The 20,147-nt window shown below is 61.0% G+C and carries 16 protein-coding genes and 2 riboswitches; of the genes, 4 read left to right on the top strand and 12 right to left on the bottom strand.

Going from position 1 to position 20,147, the window contains the following annotated elements; genetic code table 11:
- Positions 1 to 49: 49 nt before the first annotated feature.
- The 11 genes from N909_RS0115220 to cobU form a co-directional block, all read right to left on the bottom strand.
- Complete coding sequence (locus tag N909_RS0115220) at positions 50 to 1,255, bottom strand: nucleoside recognition protein (protein ID WP_245613610.1); 1,206 nt, start codon at positions 1,253 to 1,255, stop codon at positions 50 to 52.
- Between the two features lie 4 nt (positions 1,256 to 1,259).
- Positions 1,260 to 2,093 (bottom strand): sirohydrochlorin cobaltochelatase, encoded by an 834-nt coding sequence (locus N909_RS0115215; protein WP_162179127.1) that lies wholly within the window; start codon positions 2,091 to 2,093, stop codon positions 1,260 to 1,262.
- 25 nt (positions 2,094 to 2,118) lie between these two features.
- The gene (locus tag N909_RS0115210) at positions 2,119 to 2,832 is read right to left on the bottom strand and encodes a precorrin-8X methylmutase (RefSeq protein WP_029916623.1); all 714 of its coding nucleotides are present in this window, start codon (positions 2,830 to 2,832) and stop codon (positions 2,119 to 2,121) included.
- Positions 2,833 to 2,859: 27 nt separating this feature from the next.
- Positions 2,860 to 4,263 (bottom strand): cobyrinic acid a,c-diamide synthase CobB, encoded by a 1,404-nt coding sequence (locus N909_RS0115205; protein WP_029916621.1) that lies wholly within the window; start codon positions 4,261 to 4,263, stop codon positions 2,860 to 2,862.
- Positions 4,263 to 4,784 (bottom strand): cob(I)yrinic acid a,c-diamide adenosyltransferase, encoded by a 522-nt coding sequence (locus tag N909_RS0115200; RefSeq protein ID WP_029916620.1) that lies wholly within the window; start codon positions 4,782 to 4,784, stop codon positions 4,263 to 4,265. The genes N909_RS0115205 and N909_RS0115200 overlap by 1 nt, the downstream gene beginning before the upstream one ends.
- A 74-nt stretch (positions 4,785 to 4,858) precedes the next feature.
- Complete coding sequence (gene cbiB / locus N909_RS0115195) at positions 4,859 to 5,803, bottom strand: adenosylcobinamide-phosphate synthase CbiB (protein WP_155005952.1); 945 nt, start codon at positions 5,801 to 5,803, stop codon at positions 4,859 to 4,861.
- Complete coding sequence (locus N909_RS0115190) at positions 5,800 to 8,370, bottom strand: cobyric acid synthase (RefSeq protein WP_029916616.1); 2,571 nt, start codon at positions 8,368 to 8,370, stop codon at positions 5,800 to 5,802. The genes cbiB and N909_RS0115190 overlap by 4 nt, the downstream gene beginning before the upstream one ends.
- Positions 8,367 to 9,143 carry an adenosylcobinamide-GDP ribazoletransferase gene (gene cobS, locus N909_RS0115185; protein ID WP_029916613.1) on the bottom strand — a complete coding sequence of 259 codons (777 nt, stop codon included), beginning with the start codon at positions 9,141 to 9,143 and terminating at the stop codon, positions 8,367 to 8,369. Before cobS ends, N909_RS0115190 begins: the two co-directional genes overlap by 4 nt.
- Position 9,144: 1 nt before the next feature.
- Complete coding sequence (cobT, locus tag N909_RS0115180; RefSeq protein ID WP_029916611.1) at positions 9,145 to 10,206, bottom strand: nicotinate-nucleotide--dimethylbenzimidazole phosphoribosyltransferase; 1,062 nt, start codon at positions 10,204 to 10,206, stop codon at positions 9,145 to 9,147.
- A gap of 55 nt (positions 10,207 to 10,261) precedes the next feature.
- Positions 10,262 to 11,323: a nicotinate-nucleotide--dimethylbenzimidazole phosphoribosyltransferase gene (gene cobT, locus N909_RS0115175; RefSeq protein WP_029916609.1), complete on the bottom strand. Its 1,062-nt coding sequence runs from the start codon at positions 11,321 to 11,323 to the stop codon at positions 10,262 to 10,264.
- 69 nt (positions 11,324 to 11,392) lie between these two features.
- A complete protein-coding gene (cobU, locus tag N909_RS0115170; protein ID WP_245613609.1) occupies positions 11,393 to 11,962 on the bottom strand; it encodes a bifunctional adenosylcobinamide kinase/adenosylcobinamide-phosphate guanylyltransferase in 570 nt (189 codons plus the stop codon).
- Between the two features lie 143 nt (positions 11,963 to 12,105).
- Positions 12,106 to 12,178: riboswitch (cobalamin riboswitch) on the bottom strand.
- A 265-nt stretch (positions 12,179 to 12,443) separates the two neighbouring features.
- Positions 12,444 to 12,622, top strand: a riboswitch (cobalamin riboswitch).
- A gap of 180 nt (positions 12,623 to 12,802) precedes the next feature.
- Between cobU and cobA the strand changes: the two genes are divergently transcribed.
- The 3 genes from cobA (at position 12,803) to N909_RS0115150 (ending at position 16,254) form a co-directional block, all read left to right on the top strand.
- Positions 12,803 to 14,083: a uroporphyrinogen-III C-methyltransferase gene (cobA, locus tag N909_RS0115160; RefSeq protein WP_051689806.1), complete on the top strand. Its 1,281-nt coding sequence runs from the start codon at positions 12,803 to 12,805 to the stop codon at positions 14,081 to 14,083.
- 142 nt (positions 14,084 to 14,225) lie between these two features.
- On the top strand, positions 14,226 to 15,047 hold the full coding sequence (locus N909_RS0115155) for an HAD-IIB family hydrolase (RefSeq protein ID WP_029916605.1): 822 nt from the start codon (positions 14,226 to 14,228) through the stop codon (positions 15,045 to 15,047).
- Positions 15,040 to 16,254: a glycosyltransferase family protein gene (locus N909_RS0115150; protein WP_029916604.1), complete on the top strand. Its 1,215-nt coding sequence runs from the start codon at positions 15,040 to 15,042 to the stop codon at positions 16,252 to 16,254. Before N909_RS0115155 ends, N909_RS0115150 begins: the two co-directional genes overlap by 8 nt.
- Positions 16,255 to 16,419: 165 nt before the next feature.
- On the opposite strand, the gene N909_RS0115145 is transcribed toward N909_RS0115150, so the two are convergent.
- On the bottom strand, positions 16,420 to 18,171 hold the full coding sequence (locus N909_RS0115145) for a sugar phosphorylase (RefSeq protein WP_029916603.1): 1,752 nt from the start codon (positions 18,169 to 18,171) through the stop codon (positions 16,420 to 16,422).
- Between the two features lie 195 nt (positions 18,172 to 18,366).
- Between N909_RS0115145 and N909_RS0115140 the strand changes: the two genes are divergently transcribed.
- On the top strand, positions 18,367 to 19,956 hold the full coding sequence (locus N909_RS0115140) for an ATP-binding protein (protein WP_084167725.1): 1,590 nt from the start codon (positions 18,367 to 18,369) through the stop codon (positions 19,954 to 19,956).
- Positions 19,957 to 20,147: the final 191 nt, after the last annotated feature.

The following is a 20,147-nucleotide window of genomic DNA, read 5'->3' as shown; positions in this document are numbered from 1 at the left end:
GCCAGGGTTCCCGGTCAATCCAAAATTTAAAATCCCGGCAGCGTCCGCATCAACGCCACAACAACATCAGCCCCAGGGTACAGAGCAACAGAAACAAGACCCGCAGAACCTGGGCCGTCACCGCCATGATCGTACCGGCCCGCGCCCCCAGAATAGCAACATAGGTCGGCAAACCGTGGCGCAGGGTGCGCACCGGCGAGGTCACCATGGAACCGAACAGGATGACGATCACCGCCTGATGAGTCGTAATCTGCCCGGCATCGATAAAATTGGCTGCGGCAATGGCCCCATTATAAAGGCTGAGGGCCTGAGCCGGAATGATCGCCAGCGACTGCGCGGGCAGAAAACGGAACGAAAACAGCCCCGGCATGGCCTCGCCCAGCCAGCTGAAAAAACCGAAATATTCCAGCAGTGCCATGCAGCTGAAGGTCGGCACCAGGTACAACAGCAACCGCCGCAAGGTCTTACGTGAACGCGCCCAGACCGTGGCCCAGAAGCCGTCCCGGGATTGGCGGCGGGAGCGCAGCGGGCGTCTTTCCGCAACCGGCAGAGCGCCCGGGGCACCGACTCCAAAGCGGGCCAGGACCAATCGCGAGACCAACAGGGTCACGACAATCTGCAGGCCGATGGCAAGAAAGCGCACCGCAAACAAAGCCAGGGTCGCTTCCCAGCCGAAGGCCACGCCGATGGGGACAATAAAGGTCGGCAGATGGGCGAACAGCGACAGCGCCGAGACCACGAAAATTGAGGTGTAAAGCTCGCGATTATCCAGGGTTCCGGCATCGCGCTGACCGACCAGCATGCTGTTGGCCACGGCCCCGGATTGAAAAGCCATCAGAAACGCCGGCCCCGCTTCCCGCCGGATCTTACCCAATGCGGTCAACGGCAGGGTCAGCACCGACAGGACCCGCATGGTCCCGGACACTTCCAGAATCTGGCCGATGAACACCCCGATGCTGATCATCACAAACAATTCCAGCAACAGCACCCCTTTGCGCGGCCAGAACGGCAGCTTGCGTTTCCAGCTCTCATAACCGGAACTCCCGCCGTGTTTGTTCTTTTCCGCGGCAATGGCCTTGCCGGTCGCTCCTTCCGGTTTGACCCTGGTCACCTTCGTCGGCTCGGCCTTGCCAGGCGCCATGGCCGTCACCGCGGCCGGGCTGCTGTCCCTCAGGCTCGCAGCCGCAGCTGGCAGCGCCGGGGTCATGGCCAGACTTCCCAGTACAGTCAGGCAAATGATCAGCTGCCGCAACACCGGCTTAACTCCCTGCTCCGGCAAGGCTGGCCATGGCCTGATCGAGATGATCAAAGTAAATGGCCAGGATGGCGTCGTTCCAGCCCAAAGAAGCGCTGCATTCGCTGTGGGCCGCAGCGACCTGGTTTTTCCAGCTGTCCGGCTCGTCCCCCATGACATCGTTCATAATATGATCCCCGGCCACAATCATCAGCGGCAGGAACCGCACGGAACCGGTTGCGCCACACAAAGCACGGGCCTTGGCCAGCGGTCCAGTGCCGGGTTGCCCTTCGACGCTGGCCACCACCAGATTGGGGAACTGCCCTTCGATGCGTTCGGCCAAGGCGAGAATCCGTTCGTTGAACCGGGCATGGCGATTATTGCCATGGGCTACCAGCACGGTCGGCTGGGCAGGATCGATCTGCGGCCTGAGGGCTTGGATGACCGCAGCGATGTCGCTGTCGGAGCTGATCAGCGCCTTTCCATAGGCCACTTCCAGCCCGCTGGTATCAACCTGTTGGACACTGCGATATTCCTCTCCCGGCACCACGTGCAGGCTCTGAAAAACCACGGAGGTCACTCCACTGGCGCACAGATCGGCCACCACCTCGGCGACACTCTGGGTGACGATTCCCTGCGCTTTCAGCTTGGCCATGATGATCTTCGAGGTAAACGCCCAGCGAATCTGATAACCGGGATAGCGCAGCCGGGCCTGCTCATCGATATGGGCAAACACCTGGCGGGCCTGAGGCACAGAGGTTCCGAAGGCAACCAGCACAATGGCCGGCTTGCCCGATCCAACCGGAGCAGCCGCCGCCGGAGTCGGCAGCAGGCTCAAAAGCGGTAACAACGCCATCATGATCATTCCTCTCCAGCAGCTGCTGTTACGCATGACAGGCCCCACTCAGGTTGCCTGCCGAAGTGGCCAGGCCGCAGAGCGCATGCAGAGCCGCAACCGCCAGGGGACTACCACCGCGCCGACCGCTCAGGACAATGGCGGACAGGTCGCCGGCCAGCAGTTCGTCCTTGCTCTCCACCACATGCACAAAGCCGACCGGCATGCCGATGACCAGGGCCGGCCGAATCCCCTCTTCCCGGGCCAGCCGGTTGAGTTCGAGCAGGGCGACCGGCGCATTGCCGATCAGGACAATGCCATCGTGCAGGGACTCTTTGGCCTTGCGGATGGCATACAGGGAACGCGGTAAACCATGCTGCTTCGCGGCCGCGGCGACATCCTCGTCGGCCACATGGCAGAGAATACTTTCGCGCCGGTAAGCACCATTGACCGCCTGCAAACGGGCCACGGACAGACCGGAACGAATCATATTGCTGTCCGCGTAGATCGGCCGACCGGCCTGTAACGCCCGGCAGCCGTCGCTGATGGCAGCAGCGCTGAAACGGATCAGCTCGCTCATGGCGAAATCGGCGCTGGTGTGAATCAGCCGCCTGACCACCTGCCACTGCTCCGCAGTGTGCGGATGCCCCGCTCCTTCCGCATCGATGACGGCAAAGGAGCGCTCTTCGATCTCCTGTCCGCTGAGCGGGTTTTCCAGCAGTTGATGAATCAACGGCCGCTCGTTGTTATTCCTATCCTTCATGGTTCTTGTCCTTTTCAAAAACGCCCGTCACTGACCGGCCGTATCCAACATGGTGGCGACCCACCGATCGAGGGCCGCGGGCTGTGAAGCCAGCTGCAGATGGGCATAGCTGGCCAGAATCCGGCCGCGCTGAAAGCCTTCGGTGCAGACCTTGCCGCTGCGATTCCGGGTCAGCTGGTAGACCGCCTGCCAGCCATCCGTGCCAACCGGCGACTCGAGCAGCTCGGAATAATGAAATTCATGACCGCGAAAACTTTCGCCGACCCGGCCGAACAGGGAATCACCGGTCAGTGTTGCGGTCACATAACCGAGGGCCTTGCGTTTTTCCAGCAACCGGGTCCAGACCGGCAGACAGCCGACCAGAGGAAAGCGGTTCTGCGTGTCCTCCACCCCCTGCGAGAGATAGATCAGCCCGCCGCATTCGGCATAAACCGGTTTGCCGCTGGCGCTGAAGGCGCGGATCGCCGCCAGCATCTCCCGGTTTGCCGCCAGTTGCTCGGCATGCAGTTCGGGATAACCGCCGCCCAGGTACAGACCGGCCAGGTTCGTTGGCAAAGCCTGGTCCCGTAGCGGCGAAAACAGCACCAGTTCACAGCCACGGGCGCGCAGGGCCGGAAACAGGTCGGCATAGTAAAACTGAAAAGCCTCGTCCCAAGCCACCCCGAGCCGCACCGGCGCGGCCCCGGCCCGGTCGGTTGCGGCGGCGGGCGGAACCACCAGCAACGGCGCACGAGCCGCGGCCTGCAGCAACAGATCGAGATCAATCCCGGCTTCGGCCGCAGCGGCCAGATCCTCGCTCAGTTCGGCGCCATCCCTCTGTTCGAGCGCCGAGACCAGCCCCAGATGGCGACTGGGCAGTTCGGGCAGGCCGTTGCGAGGGATCGCCCCCAGCAGCGGCGGCAGTTCCGCGGCAGCCAGGGCCTCGCCCAACAACCGGGCATGGGAAGGGGAGCCGCAACGGTTGGCCAGCACTCCGGCCAGAGTCACGCTCGGCTCAAAATGCTGATAACCGCTGACCAGAGCCGCCAGGCTGCGGGCCATGCCATGAACATTGACCACCAGCGCCGCCGGGATCTGCAGCAGGGCGGCGATCTCCGCACTGCTGCCGCTGAGGCTGCCGGTGCTGCTGCCGTCGAACAGCCCCATCACCCCTTCGACCAGGCTGATATCGGCATCCGCGGAAGCGGTCACAAACAGCTCCCGCAGGTAGTCCGGGTCGCTCATCCAGCTGTCCAGGTTATAACAGGGTCGCCCGGAAACCCGTGCCAGATGGCCGGGGTCAAGATAATCCGGGCCAACCTTGAAGGTCTGTACGGTCAGTCCCCGCCGCCGTAAAGCCGCGACCAGGGCCAGGGTAATGGTCGATTTACCCACTCCGCTCTGGACTCCACCGATCAGCAGGCGCGGTCTGGCGACACCCCCTGCAATCATCAGTATTCGACCCCTTTGCGGGCCGGAATCCCCTGCTCCAGGGCATGCTTGTGGGGGACCATCTCCGAGACCGTATCCGCCGCAGCGATCAGTGCCGGGGTGGCATTGCGGCCGGTAAGGACGATATTGACGCCATCCCGGGCATTGGCAAGGGCATCCAGCACCTGCTGTTCATCAATCAGGCCGCAGCTGATGGAGCCACAGATCTCATCGAGGATCACCAGATCGCACTTGCCGTTATTCAGCTCCTCGACGGCCAGGGCAAAACCGTTCTGGGCGGCTTCGCGATGGGCCGGATACTTGGGGTGGTCGGGTTTGGGTACAAAGCCGAGCCCGGTCTGGCGGATGTCTACGCCCAGTTTTTCCCGCAGGCTGAGGATTTCGCCCGTTGAATCATCCGATTTCATGAATTGCAGGATCAACACGTGCTGACCATGCCCGACCGCCCGCAGGGCCATGCCGAAGGCGGCGGTTGATTTACCTTTCCCGTTGCCGGTAAAGATGAGGATATTTTTAGTCATGTTACTCTCCTTGGATATTGTAAAAAAAATCGTTTAGCAGCCGCTCTGCAAAGTCGTCGGGGTGCGCTATCGTTTCACCGCAGCCAGTAAAGCCCGGCAATGCCAAGGCCGGCGACGAGCAGGGTCAGGGTCACCATCAGCCGAGTTGCCTGGAGGACCTGCTCGGCTCGGAGCGGTCGCCGCGCGTCCCCCATGAACGGCCGCACCGACTTCACTCCGAAATAACTGTTTTCCCCGCCGAGCCGCACGCCCAGGGCACCAGCCACGGCCGCTTCGATCTGGCCGCCGTTGGGGCTGGGGTGACAATGCCGGTCGCGGCGGAAAATCCGCCAGGCCTCCCTGCCATCCAGGCCGCAGAGCAGGGCCGCCGGCGGCACCAGCAGCGCACTCAATCTGGCCGGCAGAAAATTGACCAGGTCGTCAAAACGCGCTGAGGCCCAGCCGAATTCCAGATACCGCTCGTTCTTATAGCCAAAGGTGGAATCGAGGGTGTTGACCGCCTTGTAAAACCAGGCTCCCGCAGCCCCGCCAAGCAGGGCGAAGAGCAGCGGCGCGATCACGCCGTCAACACTGTTTTCGGCCACGCTTTCCACTGTGGCCCGAGTGATCTCCCCCTCGTCCAAATCCGCCGTGTCACGACCGACCAGCCAGCCGACCCTTTCCCGCGCCAGCGCCAGGTTCCCGGCGCGCAAGGGGATCAGCACCGCCAGGGCATGGCGGCGCAAGTCCTGCATGGCCAGGGCGAAGTAGATCAGCAGAATACTGAGCAGGTCGGCCAGCAGGGGATGGAGCAGCGCCGCCCCGCTCAGCAGCAGCAGACAGCATCCGGTGGTCAGACCCACCACCAGCAGTACGGCCACAATCCCGGCGCTGCGCGGCGCAAACAACCGCCGCAACGGGTTCTCCAGCACCTGGGCCAACACGCCGACCCCTCGGACCGGATGGGGCAGCCAGCGCGGATCGCCGCAGAGGGCATCCAGCCCCAGGGCCAGGGGCACCTGCCAGTAAAGCGGGATCACAGCCCCAACACCCGGTAAATCCGCTCCATGTCCAACGCCCCGCGCACATGAGCCGCCAGGCGATCCAGGGCCGGTTCCAGGTCGTAGCTGGCGCGGACCGTGCGGATGGCCGACCAGCCCCGCCGGACCCGCAAGCGGTCGAGGAACCAACGCCGGAAGCCGTCGGCATCGAAGACCCCGTGCAGATAGGTGCCCCAGATCCAGTCCCGCTGTTTCGCGGCCGCGCCGATCCAGGTTCCATCGGCTCGCCGGATCAAGGGCTCCAGGTCGGTGCCGGCGCTGCTGCCATGATGGATTTCGTAACCGCGCAACAATTCGCCGGACAGCTCATGGGTGGCCCGGCAGCTGGTGGTGGTCTTGAGCCGCTCCAGCACCGTCTCCATGTCGAGCAGACCGAGCCCCCGGCAATCAGAACCGCTGGATTCGATACCGTAGGGATCGGCGATCCGCCGGCCGAGCAGCTGGTAACCGCCGCAGATCCCGACGATTTCCGTCTTGCCGTCGGTTGCCAGCCGGCACAAAGCATCCCCCAACCCGGAATCGCGCAGATAGGCCAGATCGTTGATGACATTCTTGCTACCGGGCAGGATCAGCGCATCCGGACGACCCAGTTCGGCCAGGCTGGTCACCTTGCGGACATGAGCATCCGCTTCGACCCGCAGGGCATCCAGGTCGGTAAAGTTGGAGATGTGCGGTAGATCGATCAGAGCGATATCGAGCACGTCCCCGGCCGGTTTTTCCGTTTCCAGCAAACCGTCCTTGAAATCGACGGAGTCCTCCTCCGGCAGACCAAGACGGGGCAGATAAGGGACCACTCCCAAAAAGCTTTTCCCGGTATGCAGAGAGGTGTAATCGAGGGCATCCGCCAACAGGGTGGCGTCGCCGCGGAAACGGTTGATGACAAACCCTTCCACCAACTGGCGTTCCCACTCGCTGAGCAGCTCCATGGTCCCGACAAAAGAGGCGAACACCCCACCGCGGTCGATATCGCCGACCAGCAGCACCCGGGCCTCGGCGTAGCGGGCCATGTTCATGTTGACGATATCGCGCGCCTTCAGGTTGATCTCGGCCGGGCTGCCGGCTCCTTCCAGGAGCATGACCTGATGTTCGCCGGCCAGGCTGTCGTAACATTGCTGCACCTGGCTGAAAATCCCTTCCCGGCGCTGTGCATAGTCGCGAAAGTCCATGGTTTCAAGGACCTTGCCGCAGACGATCACCTGCGAGCCAGTGGCACTGCTCGGTTTGAGCAGGACCGGGTTCATGCGCACATCGGGATCGAGGCGGCAGGCCTGCGCCTGCAGCACCTGGGCACGCCCCATCTCCCCGCCCTGAAAAGTCACGCAGGAGTTGAGGGACATGTTCTGCGCCTTGAAGGGCGCCACGCTCACCCCGTCCTGCTGCAAGATTCGGCAGAGGGCTGCGGTGAGCACGCTTTTGCCGGCATTGGAGCCGGTTCCCTGGAGCATCAGCGCCGGGATTTTCCGGCGCACCGGCCGTGGCGGGGATTGCTCCAGACAGCTGGCCAACGCCGTGCAGAGACGTTCCTGCTCGGCTGCGGTGCGCACCGCCAGGCGCAGGTAATCCTTCCCCATCCCTTCAAAATTGTCACACTGGCGGACCAGAATCCCGCGCGCCAGCAGCTTGTCGGCCAGGGTCGCCGCGTCCAGCCGTGGATGGGTCACCTTCACCAGCACGAAGTTGGCCGCACCGGGCAAAACCTGCAATCCGGCCAAACCTTCCAGCCGCGCCACCAGTTCGGTCCGCCGCTGTTCAACATAGCGCCGGGAGGCGGGGATAAATTCGCGATCGTCCATGGCCCTGATCGCCACCGCCTGGGCCAGGCCGTTGACCGACCAGGTCGGGACCTGCTCGCGCAGCGCCTGGGCAATCTTCTCATCGGCAATGGCATAGCCGAGGCGCAGACCGGGGATGGCCCAGGCCTTGGTCAGCGACTGGACAATGATCAGGTTGGCGGGTCGTTGCGGCTGCAAAGAGTGGTTTTCCCGACCGCAGAAATCGATGAAGGACTCGTCGAGGACAAACATCTGTTGGGGATGTTCGCGGATGATCCGCAGCAACGCATCCCGGTCGCAGAGCTGGCCGGTCGGATTGTTGGGCTGGCCGATGACCACCAGCTGATCGCCGCCAAGGGCCTTTTCCAGGGCGGTCAGGTCGAGGGCAAAGCCGCGCTCTTCGGGCATGGGCAGGGGCTCGATGACCAACCCGGCCTGTTCTCCGGCACGCCGATATTCCGCGTAACAGGGGACCGGCAGCAGCATCCGTCGCTGCGGCAACAAGCGGGGCAGCAGCGCCAGCAGCTCGCTCGCGCCGTTGCCGACCACGACCTCGGCCGGAGCAACCCCGTGGGCGGTGGCAATGGCGGCCACGGCACCTTCCGCCTGCGGATCGGGATAGCGGGTCAGGTTTTCCAGTTCGGCACTGATCAGCGGCCGCAACCAGTCCGGGAACCCGGACGGATTGATGTTTGCGGAAAAATCGAGCAACTGCTCCTGCGCCTGACCGCTCTGACGAGCTGCCCGGCGCAGATCGCCACCGTGACGAATCATGCCCAGCCCCCCACCCGTGCCAGTACAACCACCACCAGCAGCGGCACCAGGTCGACCAGCTCACAGCAGGCGCCCAGGGTATCGCCGGTATAGCCGCCGATTTTCTTCAAACAGTAGCCGCCCAGAAACACGCTGGTCGCAATGGTGGCAACGATCACCAGCAGCCCTTTCGCCCCGCCGAGCAGCGCCAGACTGCCAACCGTCAGCACCAGCAGCGCCACCAGTACCCGGCCGCTCCCGGCCGTGTCATTGGTAAAGGCCGCGGTCCCCCCTTCAGGGCGGGCGTAGGGCAGTCGGTAGCTGAGCAAAGATATGGAACAGCGGCCACACAGGGGCATCAACACAAGCACCTCAAATCGCAACTGTTGCGGCAAAGCCGTCAACAAACTCAACTTCAAAAGCAGCACCAGCACAATAGCGGTCACCCCCATCGGGCCGGCGCAGCTGTCCTTCATGATCTCCAGCATCCGCTCACGACCGCGACTGCTGAAAAAAGCGTCGGCGCTGTCGGCCAGACCATCCATGTGCAGGGCTCCGGTGATGGCGATCAGGAAGATCAACACCATAACACTGGCCGCCGGCAGGGGCAGCAGCAATCTCATCAACAGGTCGAATAGGGCCGCCGATAGGCCGATGGTCAGTCCCACCAGGGGATACCAGTCCGGACTTTTGCGAAAGCTCTCCTGTCCGCCGCACCAGGCCTCCGGAACCGGCAGGATGGTCAGGAAGCGCAGGGCCGAAAAATACGGCTGCAACCGGTTCAGGACGGACATACTAACGCTCAGCCTGGGAGACCGCGGCCTCGGCAAAAGTCGCCATTTCCGTCAACACGGCCACCGCCCCTTCGACCAGATTCATGGCCACCGCGGCCCCGCTCCCCTCGCCGAGGCGCAGGTTGAGATCGAGCAGCGGCTCCTTGCCCAGCTCCTTGAGGGCGGCGACCTGCCCCTGCTCCACACTGCGGTGCGAGGCGATCATATAGTCCTTGCTCAAGGGGGCGATCCTGCCAGCGAGCAGAGCTCCGGCCGTGGAGATGAAGCCATCGACCACCACCGGTTTTTTCAGGGCAGCCGCGCCCAGAATCAGCCCGGCAATCCCGGCAATCTCAAACCCGCCGACTTTGCTCAGGACATCGATTGGATCGGCTGGATCCGGGGCATTCAGGGCCAGGGCGTTTTCCAGCACGCGAATCTTGTGCTGCAACTGCGCGTCATCCAGCCCGGTCCCGCGCCCGACCGCCGCAGCCACCGGGATGCCACAGAGGGTGGCGACCATGGCGCTGCTCGGCGAGGTATTGCCGATCCCCAGCTCACCGGTTCCAAAAACATCGGTGTCTGCAGCCAGCTCCTGCGCCACTGCAATCCCGGCCTCCAACGCCTGGATCGCCTGGTCCCGGGTCATAGCCGGGCCTTCGGCGAAATTGGCCGTGCCGCGGGCAACCTTGCGGTCGATGACCGCTGCCGCGGTTTTTTCATCCAGTTCTCCGGCAATCCCCATATCGACCAGGACAACTTCGGTGCCGGACTGGCGGGCCAGAACATTGACCCCGGCCACCCCGGCGATGAACCCCTGGGCCATCTGCACGGTGACTTCCTGCGGAAACAGGCTGACTCCGCTTTTGGCGATGCCGTGATCGCCGGCCATGGCCACGATCTTGCGACGGCGCACCGGCGGCCGCACCGAACCGGTCATGCCGGCCAGATCCAGGGCCATATCCATCAGTTTCCCCAGCGCCCAATGCGGCATGATGAGTTGATCGAGACGCTCTTTGGCTCGCTGGCGGGCTGCCTGATCCTGGCCGCTGATGGCGGCAATGGTCTGTTCAAGTAACTGCATAACGTATCCCTTCTCTTCCTTCGGAACGATTGATTTTAGTCGTCCATCTTCGGGTTCAGCGGGTTGCCTGGCTGACCGCCGCTTCCGCAAAGGTGGCCATCTCGGTGAGAATCGCCACTGCCCCTTCGACCAGGTTCATGGCCATGGCCGCGCCGGTCCCTTCCCCGAGGCGAAAATTGAGATCGAGGAGCGGCTCTTTGCCCAGCTCCGCAAGGGCGGCCAGGTGGCCGCGTTCCATACTGCGGTGCGAGGCGATCATGAAATCGGTACAGGCCGGCGCCAGTTTGGCGGCCACCAGAGCACCGGCCGTGGAGATAAACCCGTCAACCACGATCGGTTTGCGCAGAGCAGCCGCCCCGAGAATCTGTCCGGCGATGCCGGCGATTTCAAACCCGCCGACCTTGGCCAGTACGTCGAGCGGATCGGCAGCCACGGGCTGATTCACGGCCAACCCCTGTTCGACAATGGCGATCTTGCGCTCCAGCTGCTCATCGTTCAGCCCCGAACCGCGCCCGGTGGCAGCCGCCGCTGACAGGCCGCACAGTGCAGCGACGATGGCGCTGCTCGAGGTGGTATTGCCGATCCCCATCTCCGCGGTGCCGAACAGGTCAACCTCGTCGGCAAAAGCCTGAGTCACCTCAATCCCCGCTTCCAGAGCCTGGATCGCCTGGTCCCGGGTCATGGCCGGACCGCGGGTAAAATCAGCGGTGCCACGCGCCACCTTGCGTTTGATCACCAAGTCCGCAGCCGCGCCCGTCAGCTCTCCGGCGATCCCCATGTCGACCACCGCGACTTTGGCCCCGGCCTGACGGGCAAGAACATTGCAGCCCGCCACTCCGGCAAAATAGCTCTGCACCATCTGCACCGTTACTTCCTGGCCAAAACGACTGACCCCGCTGGCGGCCACCCCGTGGTCACCGGCCATCACCAGAATCAGCTTGCGCTTGACCACCGGGGTTATGCTGCCGCTGATGCCGGCCAGATCCAGGGCCAGGTCCATCAGTCTGCCCAAGGCCCAGTGCGGCATGATCAACTGGTCAAGGCGTTCCTGCGCCTGATGGCGGGCGGTCTGGTCCTGCCGGGTAATGGCGGCCAGGGTGTTGTCGAGCAATTCCATCGTGCAAATCTCCTCAGTCAAGGATCTCAAATGTTCCCCCTGCGCCCCGGGCGGGTGCGGGGATGTGATCTATTTCAATTGCAGTGGCAGCCCGGAGACCAGAAAATAGGCCTCATCGGCGTGCCGGGCCACCACCTGATTGCAGCGCCCGATCAGGTCACGGTAACGCCGCGACAGGGGATCGGCCGGGACCAGCCCCATGCCCAGTTCGTTACTGACCAGAACGATTGTCCGTCCGCCCTGGCGGCATTCCCGGATCAGCGTCAGGCTCTGCTCCTCGACCTCGGTTTCGCTCAATTCGCGCTGCTGCTGATCGGCAGCAAACAGCAGGTTGTTCACCCACAGGGTCAGGCAGTCGATGAGCACCACCGGATACTCCCGGGCGCGCGCCAGGGCGGACGCCGGGTCCAGCGGTTCTTCAATGGTCGCCCACCCCTTATCCAGCCGGGCCTGTTGATGGGCCTGGATGCGCTGGTCCATCTCGCTGTCGATGACCGGGCAAGTGGCCAGATAAGCCCGGCGGCCGGGCAGCTGTTCGGCAAAATCCTGGGCAAAACGGCTCTTGCCACTGCGGCAGCCGCCGCTGACATAGATCAGCCGGCCGGGCTGGTGGTTCACTTCGGGCATGATTTGCGACATGACACCTCCCTTTTCAGGGTCTCTGCAGACAAAAAAATCCCGAAACCTTGGGCAAGGCTTCGGGATTCCGTATTTAATCCGTTCGCGATAATAACCTGACGCTCACTCCACGAAGTTCAGGTCATTGCGGCTTTGCAGGGGGGAAGTATCTGACTCCCGGGAGACCTGCTCCCGGTCACAGTGGCGGGTCCGTGACGGATTTTCACCGCCTTCCTTCCCTCCCGTGCCTTTTCCATTAAAGATCGGTTCGGCAGCTGATGCCGTGTTTCCTGGCGCTGATTAGAATGCAAATAATAATCTTCTGCAAGTCATTTTTTTTGCGCCCAGGCATGATTCGTTCTGACGGGTCGATTTTCGAAACCGACCGGACGCTATACGCAAGTGACACGTCTCCAGTCCGCAAAACCGGCATTTTTCAAGGGAGAATGTGGAGATTAAAAAATTTGACATCCGCTGCGGGATGGACATATACAGAGCAGACAATCGAAAAAACAGGTGCAGTTCCTTCGGGATTGAAAAGGGAACCCCGTGCGAATCGGGGGCGGACCCACCGCTGTAACCGGGGACAACGACGACACACATGCCACTGGGTGATCCTGGGAAGGCGTCGTCCGCGAACGAACCGGGAGTCAGAAGACCTGCTGCGACCGAACAGATCTTTGCCTGAGGGGACGAAGGGCAAGCTGACAGGACTCGGGACAGATGGGTAACCGGAACCTTCATTTTATGCAGGTTGCGGTTTTTTTTATGTCCGCCGGGCCCAGCGGCCCACCGCACCACGAAAAAACCATTTTGTTATTCAACGCCCCGGGCGCTGAGCTTGCTTGAACAGGACCAGACATGAACACCGAATCCCTGCCCATCCTCTTGACCAAACCGGAACTGCTGATCATCGGCGGCGGCCAGGCCGCGCTGCAAAAAGCGCGCACCCTGCAGCAGAACGGGCTGACTTTCAGAATCGTTGCCGAGCAGATCTGCGATGAGCTCAAAGAGCTGGGCCAGCCCTATCAGGAACGCAGTTTTTGCAGTACCGATCTGCTCGGGGCCACCCTGGTGGTCGATGCAACCGGCAATCCGGACCTGCCGGACCGGATCAAGGCCCTGAAAAGCGGCTATCAGTTCCTGTTCAACTGTGTGTCCCAACCAGAGCTCAGTGACTTTCATTTTTCGGCGTTGCTCAATTACGGTCAGCTCAAAATAGCCGTTTCAACCAACGGCTGCAGCCCGACCATCGGCCAGGTAGTGCGGGATAAAATTGCGGCCACCATTCCGGCCGATCTCGACAGCCTGGTCCGCCAGAAAAAAGTCGAACGCCTGCAGGGGATCATTGCCCCGCAGCAAACCGCTGCAGAATGCCGCAGCCGCCTGGCCAAGGTCTATCTGATCGGCTGCGGTCCGGGCGACCCCGAGCTGTTGACCCTGAAAGCCTACAAACTGATCCAGCAGATGGATGTGGTCCTCTACGATCACCTGCTCACCCCGGAAATCATGGACCTGATCCCGGCCGGGACCGAAAAGATCGCTGTGGGTAAACAAAAAGGCTGCCACAGTTTCCGCCAGGAGCAGATCAATGAATTACTTTTTCAGAAGACCCGCCAGGGCCTGCGCATCGCCCGGCTGAAATGCGGCGACCCCTATATCTTCGGCCGCGGCGCCGAAGAAGCCGAATACCTGATCAAACGCGGGGTGCAGGTTGAAGTGGTCAGCGGGATCAGTTCCGCCCTGGCCGGACCGGCCTGCGCCGGCATCCCTCCCACCGCGCGCGGCTACGCCACCAACATGTCGGTGGTGTCCGCCCATCTGGCCGGCAGCAAAATTAACGCGGACTGGTTCCCCCTGTTGAAAATTCCGCACCATACGACTGTCGTGCTGATGGGGGTCAGCTTCGCCCGCGAGATTTCCCAGCTGGCCCTCAGCCAGGGGGTCCCGGCCAACCTGCCGGTCGCCATCGTGGCCAACGCCACCCGCAGCAACCAGCAGGTGCTGATTACCGATCTGCAGAACCTGCCCCTCACCGCCGAGCAGGCCCAACGCCCGGCACTGCTGGTCTTCGGGGATGTCGTCAACCTGCACCATGTGCTGGCCCCGGCAGCAGAACAGCTTTATCAGCTGGCCCAGTAACAGCCCCCTTTGGTTGGCCCCTTTCGAGACCGGGAAGGGGCTGCCGTACAAATCCCCGCTGGACCCTCCCCTGCCAACAAGGTATCATCGCATGGCACCCGCCTTGCAGTATTCTTCGTGATCCACAACGACGGAGATGTCCATGTATCGACAGCGCCTGATCATATTCACCGATCTCGACGGCACCCTTCTCGACCACCATTCCTACCGTTGGGACGCCGCCGTGCCGGCCCTTGAAAAGCTGGCGGACCTTGAGATCCCGGTGATTCTCTGCACCAGCAAAACCGCGGCGGAAGTGGCTGCGATCCATGCCGCCCTCGGCCTGGCCGCGCCGGTCATCGTGGAAAATGGTGCGGGCATCATCCTCGTGCCGCAGGACGCCGAAACGGCAGGGAATGCCCATTTTTTCGGCAAACCCTATACCGAACTCATCCCCCTGGTGCATAAAATCAGGGCAGACAGAGCGTATTGCTTTCAGGGATTCAGTGATTTTTCCGTCACCGAGGTGATGGCCGCCACCGGCCTTGACGAACAGGCCGCAGCCCTGGCTCGCCAGCGCCTGGGGAGTGAACCGATTATCTGGCAGGACAGCCCCGAAGCCCTGACCCGCTTCAGGCAGGAGCTGGCCGGTTACAACCTGCAATTGCTCAGGGGGGGACGCTTCTTCCATATTCTCGACAACCGGGCCGATAAAGGAACCGCGGTCCATTGGCTGCTCGGCTATTTCCGGCGGCAGCAAACGCATCCGAAGCTGTTCAGCGTCGCCCTGGGGGACGGTCCCAATGACCGGGCGATGATGGAGGCGGCAGATCTGGCCGTGATCATTCCCAACCCGAGCGGGATCGCTCCTGAGCCGCGTTGCGGCAAAATCCTCCATGCCAAACAACCCGGCCCCAGCGGCTGGAATCGCGCCATCCACGATATCTTGCTACTCTATACCGACAAAGGAGCCGAGCATGGCTGATTTTTTTCAGAACGGAGTCATCACCACCCTGCACAACCTGACCTCTCGCCCGCTTGAGGAACTGGAAAAGGAGCTGGAGCGTTTTTCCACCCGGACTCCGATGAGCCTGGTTCTCCCCTCCCTGTTCTCCGAACTGGAAGGACCGGCCCTGGGGCCGATCCTTGACGATCTGAAAAACGCCAACTACCTGAAAGAGATCGTCATCGGCCTGGATCGCGCCGATGAGACGCAATTCAAATACGCCAAAGAATATTTTTCCCGGCTGCCCCAGGATCACCGCATCCTCTGGAATGATGGCCCGCGCCTGCGCGCCGTGGATCGGATGCTGGCGGACCAGGGGCTGGCCCCCACGGAAATGGGCAAGGGGCGCAATGTCTGGTACTGCTTCGGCTATGTGCTGGCATCAGGCCGCAGTCGCGCCGTCGCTCTGCACGACTGCGATATTGTCACCTATAAACGAGAGATGCTCGCCCGACTCATTTACCCGGTCGCCAACCCCCATTTCAACTATCAGTTCTGCAAAGGCTATTACTCGCGAATTGCCAACGGCAGCCTGAACGGCCGGGTCTGTCGGTTGCTGGTCACCCCGCTGATCCGTTCGTTGCAGAAGATCGTCGGCCACTCCGATTACCTCGATTACCTGGACAGCTTCCGCTATGCCCTGGCTGGAGAATTTTCCATGCGCGTCGATGTCCTCAACGACCTGCGGATCCCCAGCGACTGGGGGCTCGAGATTGGCGTGATTTCGGAAATGTACCGCAACTACGCGACCAGCCGCATCTGCCAGGTCGACATTGCCGATGTCTATGATCACAAGCATCAGGAAATGTCCGAGGATGATCCGCAAAAGGGGTTGTCCCGGATGAGTACCGACATCACCAAAGCCATTATCCGCAAGCTGGCTACTCAGGGCGAAGTCCTCTCCATGGAAACCTTCCGCAGCCTCAAAGCCACCTACTACCGAATCGCCCTCGACTTTGTTCAACGCTTCTATGACGATGCGGTGATCAACGGCCTCTCCATCGACCGGCATAAAGAGGAAAAGGCCGTGGAACTGTTTGCCGAAAATATCGTCCGCGCCGGCGATGTGTTTATCAACAACCCCATGGAAACCCCGTTCATGCCAAGTTGGAACCGGGTGATCAGCGCGGTCCCGGACATTCTGGATCACGTCTACGAAGCGGTCGAAGAGGATAATAAGGGCTGATCCTGCCGTGCGGGGCTTATTTACAGGCTGGTGAGGCCGTGCATGGGCGATTAGAACCAATGGCGACTTTCTCACGCATTGATTTTGTCAGGAGGACGAAATCACACCTTTCTCCACTGGGTTTGAAAAAAGACCAGAAATGGACTTTTTCAACAGTCTGTTGCGTCACTCCACCTGTTTCAGCCAGAGCACATGGTAGGGGGGCAGTTGCACGGTGGCCTGCAGGCCGTTGACCTCTTCACCGGTCAGCAGTCCTTGCCAGCGGCCGCTCAGCTTGCCTTCCAGAGGGCCTGCCAGATACAGGGGGCGCAGTTGGTCGGTGATATTGTGGATCGCCAGGATCCGCTCCCTGCCGTCCGGGCTGTAGCGCCAGAAGCCGCAGACATGATCGCCCAGGTGAATAATCTGCTGGCGGGCATCGGGATGAAAGGCCGCCTGTTGCTGGCGAATTTTTATCCGCCGCCGCAATTCGTTGAAAACAATCGCTTGCGGGGTCTGAAAATCGCCCAGCAGATTTTCCAGCTCGCCCAGATCCCAACTGTGCCGATTGATCAGACGTGCCCGTCCCCCCTTTTCGACCCCCGCGTAATCGTTGGGGGTTGCCAGCAGGCTGTGAATGTAAAAGGCCGGAATCCCACGCAGTCCCAGCATCAGGGTCTGGGCAAGCAAAAAGCGGGCGATCTGCCAGCTATCTTCCCCCAACCAGGTTCCTTTCAGGGCATCGAAATAGGTAATGTTGATTTCATAGGCGCTTTTGCTGCCGTCATTATTGGTCCGGTAGCTGATCTGCCCGCCGAACTGTTCCATCCCCTTGAGCAGCAAGTCGATTTCCCCCTGCGGTAACAGCCCCTCCAGGGGGCGCATGCCGATCCCATCGTGAGACGCGGTAAAATTGAGGAAGGTGCAGCCCGGCGGGGTCAGACAGCAGCGCCGCGCCCAGTGGTTCAGGTAGCGGGCGTTGCCCCGAAACAGGCTGTGCAAGAGCAGCGGCGCCAGGCTGAACTGATAGACCATATGGGCTTCATCGCTGTCGCCGAAATAACTGACATTCTGCTGATGCGGCACATTGGTCTCGGTGAGCAGCAGGGTTTGTGGCACCGCCGCATCGAGCAGCTCACGCAGCAGGCGGACAAACTCATGGGTCTGGGGCAGATTCATGCAGCTGGTGGCGGATTCCTTCCATAAGAAAGCAATGGCATCCAGGCGGATGATCCTGGCCCCCTTGGCCAGGTAGTCGAGAAGGATCCGGACATATTCGAGCAGCACATCGGGGTTGGCAAAATTGACATCGACCTGATCGGCGCTGAAAGTGGTCCAGACCGACTTCTTGCCGGCGGCAGTGGCCACCGGGGTCAACAGCGGAGACTCGCGCGGGCGAACCACCTTCCCCAGCTCCGCCTGCGGCGGCGGAGTGATGAAGTAATTTTTCCCCGGCAACTCGTCACGGATAAACTGTTCGAACCACCCGTGATGGCTGGAGACATGGTTGATAACCAGATCGAACATCAGCTCGAACGATTGGTTGATCCGCGCGACGTCTTCCCAGTCCCCCAGCAGAGGATTGACCTTGCGGTAATCGATGACCGCGAAACCGTCGTCGGAACTGAATGGGAAAAAGGGCAACAGGTGAATGACGTTGACAAACCCTTTCAGCCGTTGCTCCAGAAACCGGGCCAGCACCCATAGCGGCAACTGCCCTTCCTGCACGATCGAATTCCCGTAGCTGATCAGCAACACATCGCCCTGATCCCAGAGCCGCTCGTGCTGCCGGGGGGAGAATTTCTTCTTAAAGACCGCCAGCTCGGCGACAATCCGGCCAGCGGTTTGCCGGGCGAGTTCCGGGCTGTAAATTTTTTCCAGGCGGGTGGTAAACCGCTCAACGCTTTCGATCAACGAAAGATCTGACCTCAAGAGCATAAAGACATCCCTTCGGGGTGGCAGCTCGGTAGGAGCTGATGTTCAGCCTCGTTAAAAAGAACTCTATTTTTGCAGAAACCAAGCCAAAAAAAAGAATTGCCTCCCGTAAGTTCGAATCTCTATTTTGGCACTGTCCATGCTTATAAGAAAACGATTACTCCCATCCTGAGATCGATTTTTACAGGTTCCAGCGAAATGAGTTCAGCGACTATGTATGATCAGAACCAGAAATTGTTCCGTGTGCTGATTGATGTTGGCAAGGAACTGGCCGCCATAACCGATATTGACCGGCTGTTAACCCGGATTCTTGAACTTTCCCGTGAGGTTTTTCATTTCGAGAATGCCATTATCCGTCTGCTCAGCGAGGACGGCCGGCAGTTGGAGTCCGTGGCCGCGTTCGGCTATGAGCAGGCGGTCACCGAACAGCCGATCCTGCTCGGTCAGGGGATCATGGGCAAAGCGGCCAAGTTCGGTCGTCCCTACCTGATCCAGAACCTGGCCCAGGCCGAAGACTATATCCCCGGTATCGAAGCGGCGCGCTCTGAGCTGGCCGTGCCCTTGATTGCCCGAGAAAGGATTATCGGCGTCCTCAATGTTGAAAGCCAGCAGGAAGAGGCTTTTTCTGCGGACGACTGCGATGCCCTGTCGATCCTGGCCGGCCAGGCGGCCATTGCCATCGATAATGCCCGCCTGTATCGGGATCTCTGTCGGGTCAATAAGGAAAAAGAACACCTCCACAACCTCAACCGGCAGATTCTGTCCAGCATCAGTATCGGCGTTTACACCGTCGACCGGCAACTGCACATCACCTCCTGGAACGACAGCATGGCCCAGATCAGCCGCATTCCAGCGGCAAAGGCGATCGGCTGCCCCCTCAATGAGTTGTTCCCCACCCTCGAAGAAGAAGGGATCGCCGACCGGCTGCGGCGGGTGCTGGCCGAAGGGAAAGCGCAGAAACTGCGCCTGCTGCATCGCGGCCAGACCGGGGAGAACCGCCTCCAGAAACGCTTCCTGGCGCCGCTCAAAGCCGGTGAGAAAACCATCGGTGCCGTGGTGGTAGTGGAGGATATTACCGAATTCGAGCAGCTCCTGGCGCAGACCATCCAGTCGGAAAAACTGGCCGAGGTCGGGCGGATGAGCGCCGGCATCGCCCATGAAATCAATAACCCGCTGTCGGTCATCAATTACGCCTGCGAACTGCTGTTGACCGAAGACAATTACAACGCCGACCAACAGGAGCTGCTGGAGCGGATCAACACCGAAGTCGAGCGACTGACCAGTCTGACCTCAGAGCTACTCTCCTACTCCGGGGCCCAGGAAGGCCGGAAGAAACTGACCGATCTCAACGAAACCCTGGCCGATGTCCTGAAACTGCTACGCTATGAACTGAACAAAGAGCAGATCACGGTGAGCGAAGAGTTCGCCAAGTTGCCGCTGGTCCATATCGACAACAATCGCTTCAAGCAGATCTTCATCAACCTGATCCTCAATGCCGTGCAGGCTATGGGGGCTCATGGCCAGATCCGCATCAGCACGGAATTCCGGCCCGGAAACGGCCTCTTTGTGCGTTTTTGCGATACCGGCCCAGGCGTTCCGGATGCCCTCAAAGAGCGGATTTTCGAACCTTTTTTCACCGCCCGCAAGGACGGCACCGGTACCGGTCTGGGGCTCTACCTGTGCCGTAAAATCGTCGCCGAATATGATGGTCACCTGCAGGTTTCCGATGCTCCTGAACGGGGCAGTTGCTTTGAAATTTTCCTCCCGGAGAAATGTCGCGAGATTTGATCCGGTGCACTGTTTTTAATCAACCAGCGCGCCTTACTGTCTAAAAATTCAACATCTTCCCGTGCCGGCGCTGATGATTTTTTTTCCAAACTCCCCGCACCTCAGTCAAGGGAAGCGATTTTTTCATGACTAACCGCCGCCCATGGATTTTTTTTACAGGCAAATCTAGTCATCGGCGACGACTAGCCACC

The sequence above is a fragment of the Pelobacter seleniigenes DSM 18267 genome, from assembly GCF_000711225.1.
GTDB lineage: Bacteria > Desulfobacterota > Desulfuromonadia > Desulfuromonadales > Geopsychrobacteraceae > Seleniibacterium > Seleniibacterium seleniigenes.
This window is presented reverse-complemented; position numbering and strand designations above follow the sequence as displayed.

What these genes read in the sequence shown, in the direction of transcription:
- N909_RS0115215 (WP_162179127.1), bottom strand. Translation starts at nt 2,093, where the DNA reads ATGATGGCGTTGTTACCGCTTTTGAGCCTGCTGCCGACTCCGGCGGCG.
- N909_RS0115210 (WP_029916623.1), bottom strand. Translation starts at nt 2,832, where the DNA reads ATGAAGGATAGGAATAACAACGAGCGGCCGTTGATTCATCAACTGCTG.
- N909_RS0115205 (WP_029916621.1), bottom strand. Translation starts at nt 4,263, where the DNA reads ATGATTGCAGGGGGTGTCGCCAGACCGCGCCTGCTGATCGGTGGAGTC.
- N909_RS0115200 (WP_029916620.1), bottom strand. Translation starts at nt 4,784, where the DNA reads ATGACTAAAAATATCCTCATCTTTACCGGCAACGGGAAAGGTAAATCA.
- N909_RS0115190 (WP_029916616.1), bottom strand. Translation starts at nt 8,370, where the DNA reads ATGATTCGTCACGGTGGCGATCTGCGCCGGGCAGCTCGTCAGAGCGGT.
- cobS (WP_029916613.1), bottom strand. Translation starts at nt 9,143, where the DNA reads ATGTCCGTCCTGAACCGGTTGCAGCCGTATTTTTCGGCCCTGCGCTTC.
- cobT (WP_029916611.1), bottom strand. Translation starts at nt 10,206, where the DNA reads ATGCAGTTACTTGAACAGACCATTGCCGCCATCAGCGGCCAGGATCAG.
- cobT (WP_029916609.1), bottom strand. Translation starts at nt 11,323, where the DNA reads ATGGAATTGCTCGACAACACCCTGGCCGCCATTACCCGGCAGGACCAG.
- cobU (WP_245613609.1), bottom strand. Translation starts at nt 11,962, where the DNA reads ATGTCGCAAATCATGCCCGAAGTGAACCACCAGCCCGGCCGGCTGATC.
- cobA (WP_051689806.1), top strand. Translation starts at nt 12,803, where the DNA reads ATGAACACCGAATCCCTGCCCATCCTCTTGACCAAACCGGAACTGCTG.
- N909_RS0115155 (WP_029916605.1), top strand. Translation starts at nt 14,226, where the DNA reads ATGTATCGACAGCGCCTGATCATATTCACCGATCTCGACGGCACCCTT.
- N909_RS0115150 (WP_029916604.1), top strand. Translation starts at nt 15,040, where the DNA reads ATGGCTGATTTTTTTCAGAACGGAGTCATCACCACCCTGCACAACCTG.
- N909_RS0115145 (WP_029916603.1), bottom strand. Translation starts at nt 18,171, where the DNA reads ATGCTCTTGAGGTCAGATCTTTCGTTGATCGAAAGCGTTGAGCGGTTT.
- N909_RS0115140 (WP_084167725.1), top strand. Translation starts at nt 18,367, where the DNA reads ATGAGTTCAGCGACTATGTATGATCAGAACCAGAAATTGTTCCGTGTG.